Source organism: Pseudomonas sp. 910_21 (assembly GCF_052850735.1).
The window spans coordinates 423,990-439,709 of record NZ_VXCY01000005.1 but is presented as its reverse complement, the minus strand read 5'-3'; the positions used below and the strand labels follow the sequence as shown (position 1 = coordinate 439,709).

Here is a 15,720-nt window from a genome sequence, read left to right as displayed (position 1 = left end):
CTGCCGGGCGACGCCTGTGGCAGGCCGATTGCTGTGTATTCAGTACACCCAGACTTCCACGCGCCGGTTTTTGATCCGGCCCTCGTCGGCGTTGTTGGCTGCCACTGGCAGTTCAGCACCGAAACCGCGGATCTCGCGAAACACTACCCCGCTTTTTACCAGTTCCCTGCGCACGGTCATGGCCCGCAGCTTGGACAGTAGCGCAGCGCGTGCCGGGTCGCTCTTGGCATCACCGAATCCGGCCAGAGTGACTTGCCGGTTCATCTTGCCGTGTTGGCGCAGGTAATCCAGGACGCGATTCAGGTCCTGGCGTGCCTTGTTGTCCAGATTGGCGCTGCCTTCTTCAAAGCGAAAATTCACCGTCAGACGTTGGGCCTCTCGGCTCAACGCCTGATAGGCCTTGGGCATCTGCGCACTGGGTGCCACTTTCATGGCCTGTACGGTCTGGGCGATAAAACCGTTGGCGGCGACGATGGCCTGGCCCTTGGCGCTCTGAGCAAAACTGACCAGAGCGTCGGCCCAGGGGTTCTGCCCATTGGGCGGCAGGTACAGGTACAGGCGCCGCGACAGTGGGTAGTCTTCGGTGGCGATCAGGCTGTTGAGGGGCGGCATGGGTTGGGAGTCGCCGTCGATAATCGCCACGGCCTTGGCCTGGCGTACGTAGGGCAGGCCGATGAAGCCGATGCCTTGAGGGTCTCGGCTCACCGCGTCGGACAGCTGCTCGCTGGACTCGAAACGCTTGGCGGCGGGGTTCAGTGTCTTGCCGCGACGGCTGAGTACCAGCTCCTTGAAGGTGTCGTAGGTGCCGGACTGGTCATCCCGGGCATACAGGTGGATCGGTCCGCCCGTGCTCCCCAGTTCTTCCCAGGTCTTGATCTCGCCGCTGAACAGGCGGGCCAGTTGTTCGGTGCTTAGCTGGCTCAGCGGGTTGTGTGGATGAAGGATGATTGCCAGTCCGTCGATGGCGATGACCTGTTCAGCGCCGGGACTTTTCAGGTCTCCCAGGTTTTCCAGCTCCACCAGTTCGCTGTCCCTGATCGGTCGGGAGGCGGCTGCAATATCGGCCTGGGCGTTTTTCAGCGCGGCAAAGCCGGTGCTCGAACCGTGGGCGGCGACATCGACTCTGACTGTCCGACCTTGGGCGCTCTGTCCCAGAACGCGTTTCTCATTGTCCTTGTCGCCGGCCTCGATCCTGACGTCGCGCAGACCCTGCTGTTCGAGCAAACCCTTGACCAGCGCCGGGCCAAGTTGGGCACCGATGGTGTTGGAGCCCTGGATGTGCAACACAGCGGTATTTTCAGGTGCCAGGGGCAAGGCGGCGAACACCGACCAAGGCAGGGCATAGCAAACGAAGCCGATCAGAAACAGGCTGATGGTCCGGCACCAGATATCTCGTTCGCTGACGGTGGAAGCGCGGGGCATGGCGGCACTGGCCTTCTATTGAGAAAGAGGAGAGTGCTGGTGAGATTAAGTCAGGGAGGTGACAGGGATGTGACGGGTGGCACTTTCTGACCACAAATGGCGAAAGTCCTACATCGTAAATAGCTGTTTTCTCTAGATTTTTTGAGACTTGTCCTAGAGACCAGTCTTCGAAGGCTGCGTAGAGTGGGCAACTTTGTCTGGCGGGGATTGGGGCGACTGCCAACGCGTCATCCCCCCGCGGATGCCTCGGCAGTGTTGTGCTGCTATTTCGTAGTAAGCAAAGGAGTTACAAATGAGTGCCTGGTTCGAGCTGAAGCAGTATGGCAGTGGTGCATGCAGATTCTTGCTGAAGACAAAGGAGGCGCAGACCATGCTTCAAAGCGACCGATTCCCTTGCCGGGACAGTGCCGAGGCAGCTCTCGGCCTGTTCCGCGCACACTGCTCTTCTCCCGAGCGTTACGTCAAGAAAATTTCATCGGGCGGTAAACCTTTTTTCAAGCTCAAGTCTGGCAAGGAAGTGATTCTGGTCAGTCACTTGTACGATTCGGAAGCCACCCTTGAAAGCGCGATCAGCGCCATTGCAGCAGCCGGCACCACTGAGCGGGTTGAAGTGGTCCATCTGTAAGCAGTAGAAAAAAGCCCATCTAGTGATGGGCTTTTTTGTGCCTGTCGATCAGCTCAACTCGAGCCAGATTGGCGCATGGTCAGAAGGCTTTTCCATGCCCCGCAGCTCATAGTCGACACCAGCGTCCTTGACCCGGGGCAGCAGCCCTTGGGATGCCATGATCAGATCAATGCGCAGGCCGCGCTTGGGTTCGTCCTCGAAGCCGCGGCTGCGGTAGTCGAACCAGCTGAAGCGATCGTTCACCTCGGGGTTCAGGTGACGGAAGCTGTCCACCAGGCCCCAGTTCTTCAGGCGTGCCATCCACTCGCGCTCTTCCGGCAGGAAGCTGCACTTGCCGGTCTTGAGCCAGCGCTTGGCATTTTCGGCGCCGATGCCGATGTCGCAGTCTTGCGGGGAAATATTCACATCGCCCATGACCACCAGGGGCTGGTCGTTGCTGAAGCGGCTTTCCAGCAGGTGTTGCAGGTCGTTGTAGAAGCGTTCCTTGGCCGGGAACTTGGTGGGATGGTCGCGGCTTTCACCCTGGGGGAAGTAGCCGTTCATGATGGTCACCGGCGTGCCGTTGGCATCGGCGAAGGTGCCCCAGATAAAACGCCGCTGGGCGTCCTCGTCATCGCCTTCAAAGCCTTTATGCAGGGCCAGTGGCGCCTGGCGCGAGAGCAGGGCGACACCGTAATGGCCCTTCTGGCCGTGGTAATGCACGTGGTAGCCCAGGGCCTGGATGTCGGCGAGGGGAAACTGCTCGTCGGCGACCTTGGTTTCCTGCAGGCCGATCACGTCCGGCTGGTGTTTGTCGATCAGCGCCGCCAACTGATGGGGGCGGGCGCGCAGCCCGTTGATATTGAACGAGACGATCTTCATGGTCGGCGGTCCTGGCAAAACAGCGATGCTAGCTGACTACGCCCGGGTCGACCAGCATGGCAGCCCCGCGAATGCGCTGCTAATGTCCTTGAGCGTGGGAACGATCAGCGCCGCGCCAGGTTCGTAATAACAAGAGCGCGGCCATTCGAGCCGGGTCCAGGGGAGAGTGACCGACATGCCTGATACCTCCAACGCCATCGCCGATATCCATATGCTCGACAGCGGCTATTCCCGCGAAGCGCGGTCGCTGCTGTACCAGGCCTATCGCCATGAACCGACGTTCGGTTTCATTTTCGAATCCGAGCGCGCCGGTTATGAACAGCGGGTGCGGGCGACGGTGCGCGAGCTGGTAAAGCAACATTTTCTGCAAGACCTGCCGGCCATCGGCCTGCTCGTCAATGACCGCTTGATTGGCATTGCCCTGATCGCCCCGCCGCAACGCCGCCTGGGCATTACCGAAAGCTGGGCCTGGCGGCTGCGCATGGTCCTGAGCACGGGGTTCCGGTGTACGCGGCGGTATCTGGAGTACCACGAAGCGGTGCAGGCTTGCCTACCCGGCGATGCGGTTCATGTGCTGCCGCTGCTGGGGGTGCACCCGCAATTTCAGGGGCAGCATTTCGGCGAACAGTTACTGCAGGCGGTTCACAATTGGTGTGCAGTGGATGAACATTCCCAGGGCGTGGTCCTGGATACGGGCAATCCGCGCTATCTGGAGTTCTATAAACGTCAGGGTTATGAGGAGATCGGGGAGATCGCGGTAGGGCCGGTCCGTGAGCACGTTTTCTTTCATGCGAACCCGCAGCTCTTACAAAGAGCAACAGCCTGATATAGAACTTTCCTAGCACTTGAGCGCTCTATCGCCCCCCCAAGCTCGTGATAGCATCCGCGCCTATGAAGTTTCCAGGAAGATTTACCAGCGGCTTTTTGCTGTTGTTCACAAGCTGTGCGGCGCTGGCGCAGAGCGAATTGGATGTCAGGGTAAAGCCCGCCAACGACGAGCTGAAGGCCAATGTGGAGGGTTACATTGGCGGTGTCGGTGATCGCGATGAAGAAGCCCTGCTGCGGTTCAGCCGGGGCGCCGAGGAGCAGGCGAAGAAAGCCGCCCAGGCGTTGGGCTACTACCAGCCCCATATCGAAAGCGAAGTACGTGGCGGCGAGAAACCCCGCCTGTTGTTGCGTATCGACCCCGGCGAGCCGGTGCATCTGCGCAATGTGACGATCCGGGTCGAAGGCCCGGCGGCTTCCCTCAAGTCCTTCCGCACCCCCGACAGTGACCAGCTCAAGCCTGGCGCTGTGCTCAATCATGGCCGTTATGAAGATGCCAAGCGCCTGATCCAGAATCAGGCCTCGCGCTATGGTTTTTTCAGCGGGCGTTTTACCCGCCAGCAATTGTCGGTAGATCCCCTGGCCGGGGTGGCGGACATCGAACTGGTTTATGAAAGCGGTCCGCGTTACGCACTGGGCAAGGTCAGTTTCACCGGGGACTCGTTGTTTGACGAAGACCTGTTGCGGCGCATGGTGCCCTTCAAGAACGGCGCCCCCTACGACTCCGAGTTGATTGCCGAACTCAATCAGGCGCTGCAGTCCAGTGGCTATTTCGAGGGTGTTCGGGTAGATGCGGCGCCCACTGCTGCCGAGCATGAGGTGATTCCGGTAGCGGTCCTGCTGGAAACCCGCAAGCCCCGGACCATGGGACTTGGCCTGGGTTACTCCACCGACGTCGGCCCCCGGGTCAAGGCCAACTGGACCCGGCACTGGGTCAATCCCCAGGGCCACAGTTATGGCTGGGAGGCGGAAGTCTCGGCGCCGCGGCAGAACGTCGGTCTGTGGTACGACATTCCTCTGGACCCGCCCCTGACCGACAAGCTGCGCTTTGCCGGTGGTTATCAGAACGAAGAAATCTCCGGCACCGATACCCTGAGTAAGTTGCTCACAGTGGGCCCCGAGTGGCACAGCAAGCTGCCCAGCGGCTGGCAGCGCGTGGTCTCGCTGAAGTATCAGCGTGAGGAGTATCGCCTTGGGGACGACTCGGGCCTGAGTAATCTGCTGATGCCTGGCCTGACCTATTCCTACCTGCGCAGCGACAATCGCATCGATCCGCATAACGGTTATCGCATTCAATTCGATACCAAGCTGGCCAAGGAAGGCGTGGGTTCCGACACCAACCTGTTGTACGGAACGGTCCTGCTCAAAGGCCTGACCACAGCCTGGGACAATCATCGCTTTCTCGGTCGTGTGCAGTTTGGAGGCAGCGCCACCAACGGTTACAAATCCATTCCGCCGTCCTTGCGCTTCTTCGCCGGTGGCGACCAGAGCGTGCGTGGCTACGACTACCAGACCCTGTCCCCGAAGAACTCCGACGGCGATCGTATCGGGGGGCGTTACATGGTGGCGGGCAGTGTCGAGTATCAGTATTCCATCGCCGAGAAATGGCGGATCGCGACCTTTGTCGATCAGGGCAACTCGTTCAACAAACTGGAACTGCCGAACCTCAAGACCGGGGTCGGTGTAGGGCTGCGCTGGGTTTCGCCGGTAGGACCGATCCGGGTCGACCTGGCCCACGCAATGAATGATGACGGTGGTATTCGCTTGCACTTTTCCATGGGGCCAGAGCTTTGAAGCGCGCTTTGAAGATAACGCTGCTGGCGATTCTTGCGCTGGTGATCCTCACCCTCCTGGCCCTGACCACGGTTCTGGGGACCCAGGCCGGCAGCCGCTGGGCCCTGGGCCTGGTGCCGGGACTGACCCTGGACAATTTCCAGGGGCATCTGGGCGGCCAGTGGAGCACAGACCATCTGCTCTGGCAGCAGGACGGCAGCCGGGTTGAGCTCGAATCGGTGAAATTTGCCTGGTCTCCTGCCTGCCTGTTGCGCATGACCCTGTGCATCGAGCAGTTGGAGGCCGATCAGGTCAGCCTTCAGTTCGCTCCCGGCAACGATGCCGAAGAAAGCACGGGGCCCATCAGCCTGCCGGAACTGCGTCTGCCCGTGGCCATCGAGCTTGGACAGGTACGGGTTGGCCGTCTGTTGTTCAACGGCAGTGAAGAACTCAAGGGGCTGCAACTGGCGGCGCACTGGACCGCTCAGGGCTTGCAGATCGACTCGGTGCACCTGCAGCGCGATGACCTGAGCCTCGACCTGTCCGGCCTGTTGCAACCCAGTGGCGACTGGCCTCTGACGGCTCAGGGTACCCTCGGTTTGCCCGCTCCTGGCGGTGGCCCCTGGGCCCTGGCTATGAAGATCGAAGGCGATCTGCTCAAGACCTTGAAACTCAAGGCCGACAGCAGTGGTTATCTGCAAGGGCAGTTGAGCGGTGAGCTGCAACCCCTGGTGGAGAACCTGCCGGCGCAGGTGCGAATCATTGCCGATGGCTTCAAGGCCAGCGCCGACTTGCCGGATACCCTGCAACTGGACCAGTTGGAATTGACCGGCAAGGGGGACTTGAAAAACGGCTACCAGCTCAACGGCAAGGCCAGTCTGCCGGCGGAGCAAGGGCCGGTGGCTCTGCGGTTGCAAGGCAAGGTCGACGCCAAGGGCGCGCAGATCGCCACGCTGGACCTGCGGGCCAACGACAAGCAAAGCCTCAATCTCAGCGGTCAGCTTGATTGGAGCCAAGGCTTTTCGGCCGAGGCGAAGCTTGCCTGGCTGGATTTCCCCTGGCATCGCCTTTACCCATTGATCGAAGAACCGGCCGTGGCGTTGCGCAGCTTCAATGCAGAAGTGGCGTATCGGGATGGCAATTACCTGGGCAACTTCAAGGGTGATCTGGATGGCCCGGCAGGCGCCTTCAGCCTGAGCAGTCCATTCAGCGGCGACTTGAGCAAGATCTTCCTGCCGCAGTTTCAGCTCACGGCCGGACAAGGCAAGGCCCAGGGGCACCTGAACCTGCAATTTGCCGACGGTGTGGCCTGGGATACGGCCCTGGAGTTGTCGGCCATCAACCCGGCCTATTGGCTGGCCGAGTTGCCCGGCACCTTGGCCGGCCCTTTGCGCAGCCAGGGTGAAATGAAGAATGAACAGCTCAAGGTCACGGCCGACCTCGACCTCAAGGGGCGCCTGCGGGGGCAGCCAACCGTGCTGCTGGCCAAGGCCGACGGGGCAGGGGAGCAGTGGAACCTGAGTGCCCTGGATATCCGCCTGGGGGACAACCGCATCAACGGCTCCGGCAGCCTGCAGCAGAAAATCGCCGGCCAACTGGACATCAAGCTGCCGCGCCTGGGCCAGCTCTGGCCGCAGTTGCGCGGGCAACTCAATGGCCGGGTAGACCTGGCAGGCACGCTCAAGGCGCCACAGGGCAAGGTGGACCTCTCGGGGCAGCAACTGGCCTTTGCCGACAACCGTCTGCAAAGCCTCAAGCTGGAAGCCACTCTCGACAGCGCACAACAGGCTCAGGTGGAACTCAAGGGCAGTGAGATTCAGGCGGGAGACACCCAGCTTGGCACCCTGACCCTGGCCGGCCAGGGCGATATCAAGAAACAGAAACTGCAATTGGACCTGCAAGGCCCGCTGTTGAAACTGGCCCTGGGGCTGGACGGCGCGCTGGATCAGGGCAATTGGCGGGGACGCCTGGCCAGTGGCGATGTACAGACCGGCGGCCAGGACTGGAAACTGCAGAGCCCGGCGAAGCTGGAGCGGCTGGCCAATGGCACCCTCAACTTTGGCGCCCATTGCTGGACCAGCGGTGATGCCAGTCTGTGCGGCGAAGACCAGCGATTGATGCCTGATCCGAAGCTGCGTTATCACCTCAAGCGTTTCCCCATCGACAGCCTGGCTCAATGGCTGCCCAAGGACTTCGCCTGGAAGGGCATTCTCAATGCCGAGGTGCAGTTGGACCTGCCGGCCAGTGGTCCCAAAGGCCAGATCCTGCTGGATGCCAGTGGTGGCACCTTGCGGGTCAAGGACAAGGGGCAGTGGCTGGACTTCCCCTATCAGGCGTTGAAGCTCGACACCCGCCTCAACCCGCGACGCATCGATACTCAGCTGCAGTTCGACGGCGGCAAGCTGGGAGAACTGATGGTTCAGGCACAGATCAATCCGTTGCCCAAGAGCAAACCGTTGTCCGGGGAGTTCCGCCTCAGTGGTCTTGATCTGTCCGTGGCGCGGCCGTTTGTGCCCATGGTGGAGAAACTCAGCGGCAATCTGAACGGCAGTGGTCGCTTGTCTGGTGGGCTGCTAGCGCCCCAGGTCAACGGCAATCTGCAACTCAGTGGCGGTCAGGTCTCCGGTTCCGAGCTGCCCATCAGCCTTGAAGACTTGCAGTTGAGCGCGCAGATCATGGGCGAGAGCGTGCAACTCAACGGCGGCTGGAAAAGCGGCAAGGCCGGGCAGGGCAGCCTCAACGGCAATATCGCCTGGGGGCGCGCCCTGGCGGTGGACCTGAGCCTCAAGGGCACGCAGTTACCCGTCACTGTCGAGCCCTATGCGGCGCTGGAAATGGCTCCGGACCTGAAGATCTCACTGCAGGACGACAAACTGGCAATCGACGGCAAAGTGCTGATCCCCAAGGGGCAGATCACCGTACGTGAACTGCCGCCGTCGACGGTCAAGGTTTCCGATGACACGGTCATCGTCGGCCAGCAGACCGACGAGGGTAAGAAGCCCATGGCCATGGCGATGAACATCGATGTGGAAGTGGGCCAGGACAAGCTCAGCTTTGCCGGGTTCGGCCTCACCGCCAACCTGCAGGGGCATGTGCACATTGGCGACAACATGGATACCCGTGGCGAGCTGTGGCTCAACGACGGTCGTTACCGAGCCTATGGCCAGCGCCTGACGGTGCGTCGCGCACGGTTGCTGTTTGCCGGCCCCATCGACCAGCCGTACCTGGATATCGAAGCGGTGCGCCAGACCGACGACGTGATTGCCGGCATCCGCTTGAGTGGCAGCGCCGAGCAACCGGCGACGCAGATCTTCTCCGAGCCGGCCATGAGCCAGGAACAGGCCTTGTCCTATCTGGTGCTGGGGCGGCCGCTGAGCTCCACCGGTGAAGACAACAACATGCTGGCCCAGGCCGCCCTGGGCCTGGGGTTGATGGGCAGTTCCGAGCTTACCGGCGGCATTGCCAAGAACCTGGGCATCCAGGACTTCCAGCTCGATACCCAAGGCAGCGGCAACAGCACCAGCGTGGTGGCCAGCGGCAATATCTCCGAGAAGCTCAGCCTGCGTTATGGCGTCGGGGTCTTCGAACCTGCCAGCACCATTGCCTTGCGCTACAAACTGAGCAAGAAGGTCTACCTGGAAGCGGCCAGCGGTTTTGCCAGCTCCCTGGACATCTTCTACAAGCGCGACTTCTAAGGCTCGCCGTCAGAGGGGGGGATGACCCCCTTCTTGTCCACACTACCTTTCTCCCACAGAACAAGACGCCCGCCGGTTTCAAACCGGCGGCGCTGCACCGTTTATCAAGCAAATAAAGAGCAAGCTAATTATTGCGTTGACATTGGCTGCCTAGGCAGTAACATCTCGACACACACTCTCTGCCTAGGCAGCTAATTGGTGGTCAGATGAAGCATTTCGAACCCGACGACTTTCACAATTGCCATCTCGGCCTGCTGCTGGGGCGTGCCGCCTTGCTCAAGGACCGGATCATTGACACCCATATGGAACCCCACGGCATCACCGCCGCGCAGTTCAAGGTGCTGATCATCATGGCCCAGTTCGGTGTCGATACGCCGGCCGAGTTGTGTCGCCACCTGTCCCTGGACAGCGGTTCCATGACCCGCATGCTCGATCGCCTGGAGCAGAAGGATTTTCTCGCTCGCAAGCGTTCGGAAGGTGATCGCCGCCAAGTGCAGCTGGTGCTGACCGAAGAGGGGCAGAAGCTCGCCGATCGGCTGCCCTACATCGGCGCCAATGCGATGAACGAGCTTGCCGGTGCCATCTCTCCCGAGGAGTTGCGCACCCTGGAACAGATTCTCAAGAAAATTTTGCTGGCAGCCGGTGACCCGATCACCGTCCTGCGCATTGGTGATAAATGAGCAGTAAATCCTTGCGTACTCGCCTCAGCCTGGTGCTGTTGGCCATGAGTCTGGCCGGTTGTGCCAATTACAGCGGCCTGGATACCTCCGGCGTAAGCCTTGAGGCAAAAAGCCTCGCAACTGGCCAGTCTCTCAACGGCGTGACCTTGTCGCCGGCCGCCTGGCCGCAAAGCGACTGGTGGAAAAGCCTGGGCGATACCCAGCTTGACGGTCTGATCCAGGAAGCCCTGCGGGACAGCCCGGACATGCAGATCGCCAGTGCCCGTGCCCATCAGGCCAGTGCTGCGGCCTATGCCGCGGATGCCGAGCGGATGCCAACCCTGGATGCCAGCGCAGGTATCAGCCGTTCGCGCCTGGCCCGTGACCAGGACCCGCTGGGGCAGGGCGGGGCCTATTCCACGGTGCGCAATGTTGGCGCCAGCTTCAATTACAACTTCGATCTCTGGGGCGGCCAGCGCGCGGCCTGGGAAGCGGCGCTGGGGCAGGCCCGAGCCGCTGAAGTCGATCGCCAGGCAGCAAGCCTGACCCTGGCCGCCGATGTGGCGCGTGCCTACAGCGACCTGGGGCGTGCGCATATCGTTTACGACCTGGCTAACGAGGACCTCAAGCGTACCCGGCAGATGCTCGACCTGAGCCGCCGTCGCCTGGACTCCGGGATCGACAGTCAGTACCAGTACCAGCAGACCGAAAGTCTGGAGGCCAGCTCCCAGGCCAGCCTGATCGACGCCGAGAAGCAATTGCAGAGCGCGAAGATCGCCCTGGCCGTGTTGCTGGGCAAAGTTCCGGATCGGGCCGATGACATCTCCCGGCCCAAGGTCCTGCAAGCCAGCGCCGTAGCCCTGCCTTCGACGCTGCCTGCTGAACTGCTGGGACGCCGGCCGGATCTGGTGGCGGCTCGCTGGCGAGTGGAAGCGGCGAGCAAGAACATCTATGCCAGCAAGACCCGTTTCTATCCCAACCTCAACCTCAGTGCGCGAGCGGGCACCGAGGCGTTGCTGGGCGATGCGCTGTTCGGTTCCGCCAGTCGCTTCTTCAGTATTGCGCCGACCGTTTCGCTGCCGATTTTCGACGGTGGGCGACTGCGGGCCGACTTGGACGCTCGGGATGCCGACTACGACCTGGCAGTCGCGCAATACAACAAGACCCTGGTGTCCGCCCTGGGGGATGTCAGCGACAGCATCTCTCAACTGCGGGATATCGGACGGCAGATCGTCGCCCAGCAGCACGCCACCGACATCGCTCAGGATTCCTACAACACCGTGGTCCAGCGTTTCGGTTCCGGGATCGGCAACTACCTGGACGTGCTGAGCATCGAGCAGCAATTGCTGCAGGCCCAGCGCCAGCTGGCCACGCTGAATGCTCAGCAGATCGACCTGTCGATTCAATTGATGCAGGCGTTGGGGGGCGGCTTCGGCGCCCAGAACCTGGCTTCGGCCAACCCAGCCCCAGCCCCTCAGACCAAATAATTCGAGGTATTTGTCATGGCCACTGCCGACACTCAAACAACCGAAAACACCCCGGACGCCAGCAACTCCCGCAAGCGCAAAGTCATGCTCCTGGGGCTGACGGCCATCGTCATCCTCGGCGGCCTGGGCGTGTTCGCCTGGCACGAACTCTATGGACGCTGGAATGAAAGCACCGACGATGCCTATGTCAACGGCAACGTCGTGGAGATCACCCCGCTGGTCACCGGCACCGTGGTCAGCATCGGCGCTGATGATGGCGACCTGGTGCATGAAGGCCAGGTGCTGATCAACTTCGACCCCAACGATGCCCAGGTCGGCCTGCAGAGTGCCGAGGCCAATCTGGCCCGCACCGTGCGCCAGGTACGCGGCTTGTACAGCAACGTCGATGGCATGCGGGCCCAGGTGGCGGCGCAGAAGGCCGAAGTGCAGAAAGCCCAGGACAACTTCAATCGCCGCAAGAACCTCGCGGCCAGCGGTGCGATCTCCCAGGAAGAACTGTCCCACGCTCGCGATGACCTGACCTCGGCGCAAAATGCCTTGGCCAATGCCCAGCAGCAGCTCAATACCACCAATGCTCTGGTAGACGACACCGTAGTCTCCAATCACCCGGATGTGCAGGCTTCCGCTGCGCAGTTGCGCCAGGCCTACCTGACCAACGCCCGTAGCACGCTGATCGCGCCGGTGACCGGTTATGTGGCCAAGCGCACCGTGCAACTGGGCCAGCGGGTCCAGCCGGGTACTGCACTGATGGCGGTGATTCCCCTGGACCAGCTGTGGATCGACGCCAACTTTAAGGAAACCCAGCTGCGGGACATGCGCATTGGCCAGCCGGTGGATATCGAGGCCGACATCTATGGCAGCGATGTGAAATACAGTGGCACCATTGATAGCCTCGGCGCCGGTACCGGTAGCGCCTTTGCCCTGTTGCCGGCGCAGAACGCTACCGGCAACTGGATCAAGATCGTGCAGCGCGTACCGGTGCGTATCCACGTCAACGCCGATGAGCTGGCCAAGCACCCACTGCGGGTCGGCCTGTCGACCCTGGTGAACGTCAACCTGCGAGATCAGAGCGGTCCGGTACTGGCCCAGCAACCACCGCAAAAGGCTTCTTTGAGCACCAACGTCTATGACCGTCAGTTGGGTGAGGCCGACGCCCTGATCGCCCGCCTGATCCACGACAACAGCGCGACCATCGGCAAGACTGCCCAGCGCTGATTCGCCAATCCGTCAACCCTGGTTTCGTCTAGAGGCCAGGGTGCCAGCCCAGTTCCAAAGGATTCGCGATGAGCAATAATGCGTCTTTCACGCCTCCCAGCCTGCTGCTGAGTACCATCGGCCTGTCCCTGGCGACCTTCATGCAGGTGCTCGATACCACCATCGCCAACGTGGCGTTGCCGACCATCTCCGGCAACCTCGGGGTGAGTTCGGAACAGGGCACCTGGGTCATTACCTCGTTCGCCGTGAGCAACGCCATTGCCTTGCCGCTGACCGGCTGGCTGAGCCGGCGTTTCGGTGAAGTGAAGCTGTTTATCTGGGCCACGCTGCTGTTCGTGGTGGCCTCGTTTCTCTGCGGCATTTCCACCTCCATGCCGGAATTGGTGGGCTTTCGGGTGCTGCAAGGGGTGGTAGCAGGTCCCCTGTATCCCATGACCCAAACCCTGCTGATTGCCGTCTACCCGCCCGCGAAGAGGGGCATGGCCCTGGCGCTGCTGGCCATGGTCACGGTGGTGGCGCCGATTGCCGGGCCGATACTCGGTGGCTGGATCACCGACAGCTACAGCTGGCCGTGGATCTTCTTTATCAACGTGCCGATCGGCCTGTTTGCCGCCTGGGTGGTGCAGCAGCAAATGAAAGCGCGGCCGGTGGTGACCAGTCGTCAGCCGATGGACTATATCGGCCTGCTGAGCCTGATTGTCGGGGTTGGTGCCTTGCAGATCGTCCTCGACAAGGGCAACGACCTGGACTGGTTCGAGTCCAACTTCATCATCGTCGGCACGCTGATCTCGGTGATTGCCCTGGCGGTGTTCGTGATCTGGGAAATGACCGATCGTCATCCGGTGGTCAACCTGCGGCTGTTCGCCCATCGCAACTTCCGCATCGGCACCATTGTGCTGGTGGGCGGCTACGCCGGGTTCTTCGGGATCAACCTGATCCTGCCGCAATGGTTGCAGACCCAGATGGGCTATACCGCCACCTGGGCCGGTCTGGCCGTGGCACCGATTGGCATCCTGCCGGTGCTGATGTCGCCCTTTGTCGGCAAGTACGCCCACAAGTTCGACCTGCGCCTACTGGCTGGCCTGGCATTCCTGGCCATTGGCCTGAGCTGCTTCATGCGTGCCGGTTTCACCAATGAGGTGGACTTCCAGCACATCGCCCTGGTGCAGTTGTTCATGGGGATTGGCGTGGCGCTGTTCTTCATGCCGACCCTGAGCATCCTGATGTCCGATCTGCCGCCGCACCAGATCGCCGACGGCGCTGGCCTGGCGACCTTTCTGCGGACCCTGGGAGGCAGCTTTGCCGCGTCGCTGACAACCTGGATCTGGATACGTCGGGCGGATCAGCACCATGCCTACATGAGCGAAAGCATGAGCACCTTCGATCCGGTCACCCGGGATGCACTGAACAACCTCGGCGGTGCCAGCACCAAGGCCTACGCGCAGTTGGATCAAGTGCTCACCAGCCAGGCGTACATGCTCTCGACGGTGGACTATTTCACCTTGCTGGGCTGGGTGTTCATGGGCCTGATTCTGCTGGTCTGGCTGGCCAAGCCGCCGTTCGCCGCCAAGGCCGGCCCGGCGTCGGCGGGGCATTGATGCCCAGCTCCCTTGTAGGGGCTGGCTTGCCAGCGAAGGCGTCCTCAAGGCTAATGCAAGGCCCAGGGCCCTCTTCGTCGGCAAGCCGACTCCTACGGTTGAGGAATCGTTGTAGGAGCTGGCTTGCCAGCGAAAGACGCGAAATTCAAGACGAACCGGGCAGCGCCAACTGAGCCGGTACGAAATCGAATGCCGCCAACTGAAAGCCTTGCTCATCGACCTGCAACGCCCAACCTTGACGGTCCCAATCCCCCAGCACGATGCGTTTGGCGGCTTGCTCGCCAATCTGCAACTTGTGAATCGCCGGGCGGTGGGTATGGCCGTGTACCAGGGTGTGCACGCCATGTTCCTGCATCACCCGCGGCACTTCGTCCGGGGTCACATCGACGATGTCGTTGGCTTTCATGCGGGTCTGGGCACGGCTTTCATTGCGCAGCTTGCGTGCCAGTTTGCGCCGGGTGCGCAAGGGCAGGTGCCGCAGAATCCACAGGCTCAACGGGTTGCGCAGGTAACGGCGCATGCGCATGTAGGCTTCGTCGCGGGTGCACAGGCTGTCGCCGTGCATCAGCAATACCGGTTCACCGTAGAAGTCGACGACGCTGGGGTCCTTGAGCAGGGTGGCGCCCGCCGCCTTGCAGAAGGCCTGGCCGAGCATGAAGTCGCGATTGCCGTGCATCAGGAAGATCTGCGTGCCGCTGTCGCTGAGCTCGCGCAGTGCCTGGCAAATGGAAAGCTGGTAGGGGGTCATGGCATCGTCGCCGATCCATACCTCGAAGAAGTCCCCGAGTATGTACAGCGCCTCGGCGGCGCGAGCGCGCCCACCGAGTAAATCCAGAAACGCCCGGGTAATGTCCGGGCGTTCCTCTTCCAGATGCAAATCTGAAATCAGCAGTATCACTCAACGATCTCGGCTTTCTCGATGATCACGTCTTCTGCGGGTACATCCTGGTGGCCGGATTTCATGGTGGTGGCCACGCCCTTGATCTTGTCGACCACTTCAGTGCCGGCGATCACTTTACCGAATACGGCATAGCCCCAGCCTTGAACGGTCTTGCCGCTGTGGTTGAGGAAGCTGTTGTCAGCGACGTTGATGAAGAACTGCGCGGAGGCCGAATGCGGCTCCATGGTACGGGCCATGGCGACGGTGTACTTGTCGTTGGAAAGGCCGTTGTCCGCTTCGTTCTGGATGCTTGGACGCTTGTCTTTCTTTTCTTTCATGCCAGGTTCGAAGCCGCCGCCCTGGATCATGAAGTTACCGATGACGCGGTGAAATACGGTGTTCTCGTAGTGACCGGCTTTCACGTATTCGACGAAGTTGGCCACGGTCAACGGGGCTTTCTCGGCGTTCAGTTCCAGCACGATCTCGCCGTGGTTGGTGGTCAGTTTGACTTGGGTCATGGTCGGTACTCTGTATAAGGAGAAGCGTTTTCAAGAAAATCCTGGGTGGCGGGGCACGCATGGGGTCCGCACCGATTTGGCCATCCTGCAGCCAAGGAGCGCAGTTTAGCGTGACCGCCACGAATTTCGAGGCTGTTTTTTCACTTGGGTGCCATTAATAGC

At 61.3% G+C, this 15,720-nt stretch carries 12 protein-coding genes; 8 read left to right on the top strand and 4 right to left on the bottom strand.

What is annotated here, in order from left to right; translation table 11 throughout:
* Positions 1–39: 39 nt before the first annotated feature.
* Positions 40–1,422 carry a substrate-binding domain-containing protein gene (locus FW796_RS18630; protein WP_446439741.1) on the bottom strand — a complete coding sequence of 461 codons (1,383 nt, stop codon included), beginning with the start codon at positions 1,420–1,422 and terminating at the stop codon, positions 40–42.
* 292 nt (positions 1,423–1,714) lie between these two features.
* Between FW796_RS18630 and FW796_RS18625 the strand changes: the two genes are divergently transcribed.
* Positions 1,715–2,047 carry a DUF1508 domain-containing protein gene (locus tag FW796_RS18625; protein WP_123727914.1) on the top strand — a complete coding sequence of 111 codons (333 nt, stop codon included), beginning with the start codon at positions 1,715–1,717 and terminating at the stop codon, positions 2,045–2,047.
* Positions 2,048–2,095: 48 nt separating this feature from the next.
* Here FW796_RS18625 and xthA read toward each other — a convergent pair whose 3' ends face one another.
* On the bottom strand, positions 2,096–2,908 hold the full coding sequence (gene xthA, locus FW796_RS18620) for an exodeoxyribonuclease III (protein WP_346635104.1): 813 nt from the start codon (positions 2,906–2,908) through the stop codon (positions 2,096–2,098).
* A gap of 175 nt (positions 2,909–3,083) precedes the next feature.
* On the opposite strand from xthA, the gene FW796_RS18615 reads away from it, so the two are divergent.
* The 7 genes from FW796_RS18615 (at position 3,084) to FW796_RS18585 (ending at position 14,160) form a co-directional block, all read left to right on the top strand.
* Positions 3,084–3,734, top strand: coding sequence for a GNAT family N-acetyltransferase (locus FW796_RS18615; protein ID WP_346635103.1), 651 nt, complete (start codon positions 3,084–3,086; stop codon positions 3,732–3,734).
* Positions 3,735–3,799: 65 nt separating this feature from the next.
* Entirely contained in the window at positions 3,800–5,527 is a 1,728-nt protein-coding gene (locus FW796_RS18610) for an autotransporter assembly complex protein TamA (RefSeq protein WP_446439740.1), read from the top strand.
* Positions 5,524–9,201 (top strand): translocation/assembly module TamB domain-containing protein, encoded by a 3,678-nt coding sequence (locus tag FW796_RS18605; RefSeq protein ID WP_404937311.1) that lies wholly within the window; start codon positions 5,524–5,526, stop codon positions 9,199–9,201. The genes FW796_RS18610 and FW796_RS18605 overlap by 4 nt, the downstream gene beginning before the upstream one ends.
* A gap of 206 nt (positions 9,202–9,407) precedes the next feature.
* Positions 9,408–9,881, top strand: coding sequence for a MarR family winged helix-turn-helix transcriptional regulator (locus tag FW796_RS18600; RefSeq protein ID WP_346635100.1), 474 nt, complete (start codon positions 9,408–9,410; stop codon positions 9,879–9,881).
* Positions 9,878–11,347 (top strand): efflux transporter outer membrane subunit, encoded by a 1,470-nt coding sequence (locus FW796_RS18595; protein ID WP_446439739.1) that lies wholly within the window; start codon positions 9,878–9,880, stop codon positions 11,345–11,347. The genes FW796_RS18600 and FW796_RS18595 overlap by 4 nt, the downstream gene beginning before the upstream one ends.
* Positions 11,348–11,362: 15 nt before the next feature.
* Positions 11,363–12,562 carry an efflux RND transporter periplasmic adaptor subunit gene (locus FW796_RS18590; RefSeq protein WP_346635098.1) on the top strand — a complete coding sequence of 400 codons (1,200 nt, stop codon included), beginning with the start codon at positions 11,363–11,365 and terminating at the stop codon, positions 12,560–12,562.
* A gap of 68 nt (positions 12,563–12,630) precedes the next feature.
* The gene (locus FW796_RS18585) at positions 12,631–14,160 is read left to right on the top strand and encodes a DHA2 family efflux MFS transporter permease subunit (protein ID WP_346635097.1); all 1,530 of its coding nucleotides are present in this window, start codon (positions 12,631–12,633) and stop codon (positions 14,158–14,160) included.
* A 145-nt stretch (positions 14,161–14,305) separates the two neighbouring features.
* On the opposite strand, the gene lpxH is transcribed toward FW796_RS18585, so the two are convergent.
* Positions 14,306–15,058 carry a UDP-2,3-diacylglucosamine diphosphatase gene (gene lpxH / locus FW796_RS18580; RefSeq protein WP_404937309.1) on the bottom strand — a complete coding sequence of 251 codons (753 nt, stop codon included), beginning with the start codon at positions 15,056–15,058 and terminating at the stop codon, positions 14,306–14,308.
* Positions 15,055–15,558, bottom strand: a complete 504-nt coding sequence (locus tag FW796_RS18575; RefSeq protein ID WP_346635095.1) for a peptidylprolyl isomerase — start codon at positions 15,556–15,558, stop codon at positions 15,055–15,057. The genes lpxH and FW796_RS18575 overlap by 4 nt, the downstream gene beginning before the upstream one ends.
* Positions 15,559–15,720 lie beyond the last annotated feature (162 nt).

What these genes read in the sequence shown, in the direction of transcription:
- FW796_RS18630 (WP_446439741.1), bottom strand. Translation starts at nt 1,422, where the DNA reads ATGCCCCGCGCTTCCACCGTCAGCGAACGAGATATCTGGTGCCGGACC.
- FW796_RS18625 (WP_123727914.1), top strand. Translation starts at nt 1,715, where the DNA reads ATGAGTGCCTGGTTCGAGCTGAAGCAGTATGGCAGTGGTGCATGCAGA.
- xthA (WP_346635104.1), bottom strand. Translation starts at nt 2,908, where the DNA reads ATGAAGATCGTCTCGTTCAATATCAACGGGCTGCGCGCCCGCCCCCAT.
- FW796_RS18615 (WP_346635103.1), top strand. Translation starts at nt 3,084, where the DNA reads ATGCCTGATACCTCCAACGCCATCGCCGATATCCATATGCTCGACAGC.
- FW796_RS18610 (WP_446439740.1), top strand. Translation starts at nt 3,800, where the DNA reads ATGAAGTTTCCAGGAAGATTTACCAGCGGCTTTTTGCTGTTGTTCACA.
- FW796_RS18600 (WP_346635100.1), top strand. Translation starts at nt 9,408, where the DNA reads ATGAAGCATTTCGAACCCGACGACTTTCACAATTGCCATCTCGGCCTG.
- FW796_RS18595 (WP_446439739.1), top strand. Translation starts at nt 9,878, where the DNA reads ATGAGCAGTAAATCCTTGCGTACTCGCCTCAGCCTGGTGCTGTTGGCC.
- FW796_RS18590 (WP_346635098.1), top strand. Translation starts at nt 11,363, where the DNA reads ATGGCCACTGCCGACACTCAAACAACCGAAAACACCCCGGACGCCAGC.
- FW796_RS18585 (WP_346635097.1), top strand. Translation starts at nt 12,631, where the DNA reads ATGAGCAATAATGCGTCTTTCACGCCTCCCAGCCTGCTGCTGAGTACC.
- FW796_RS18575 (WP_346635095.1), bottom strand. Translation starts at nt 15,558, where the DNA reads ATGACCCAAGTCAAACTGACCACCAACCACGGCGAGATCGTGCTGGAA.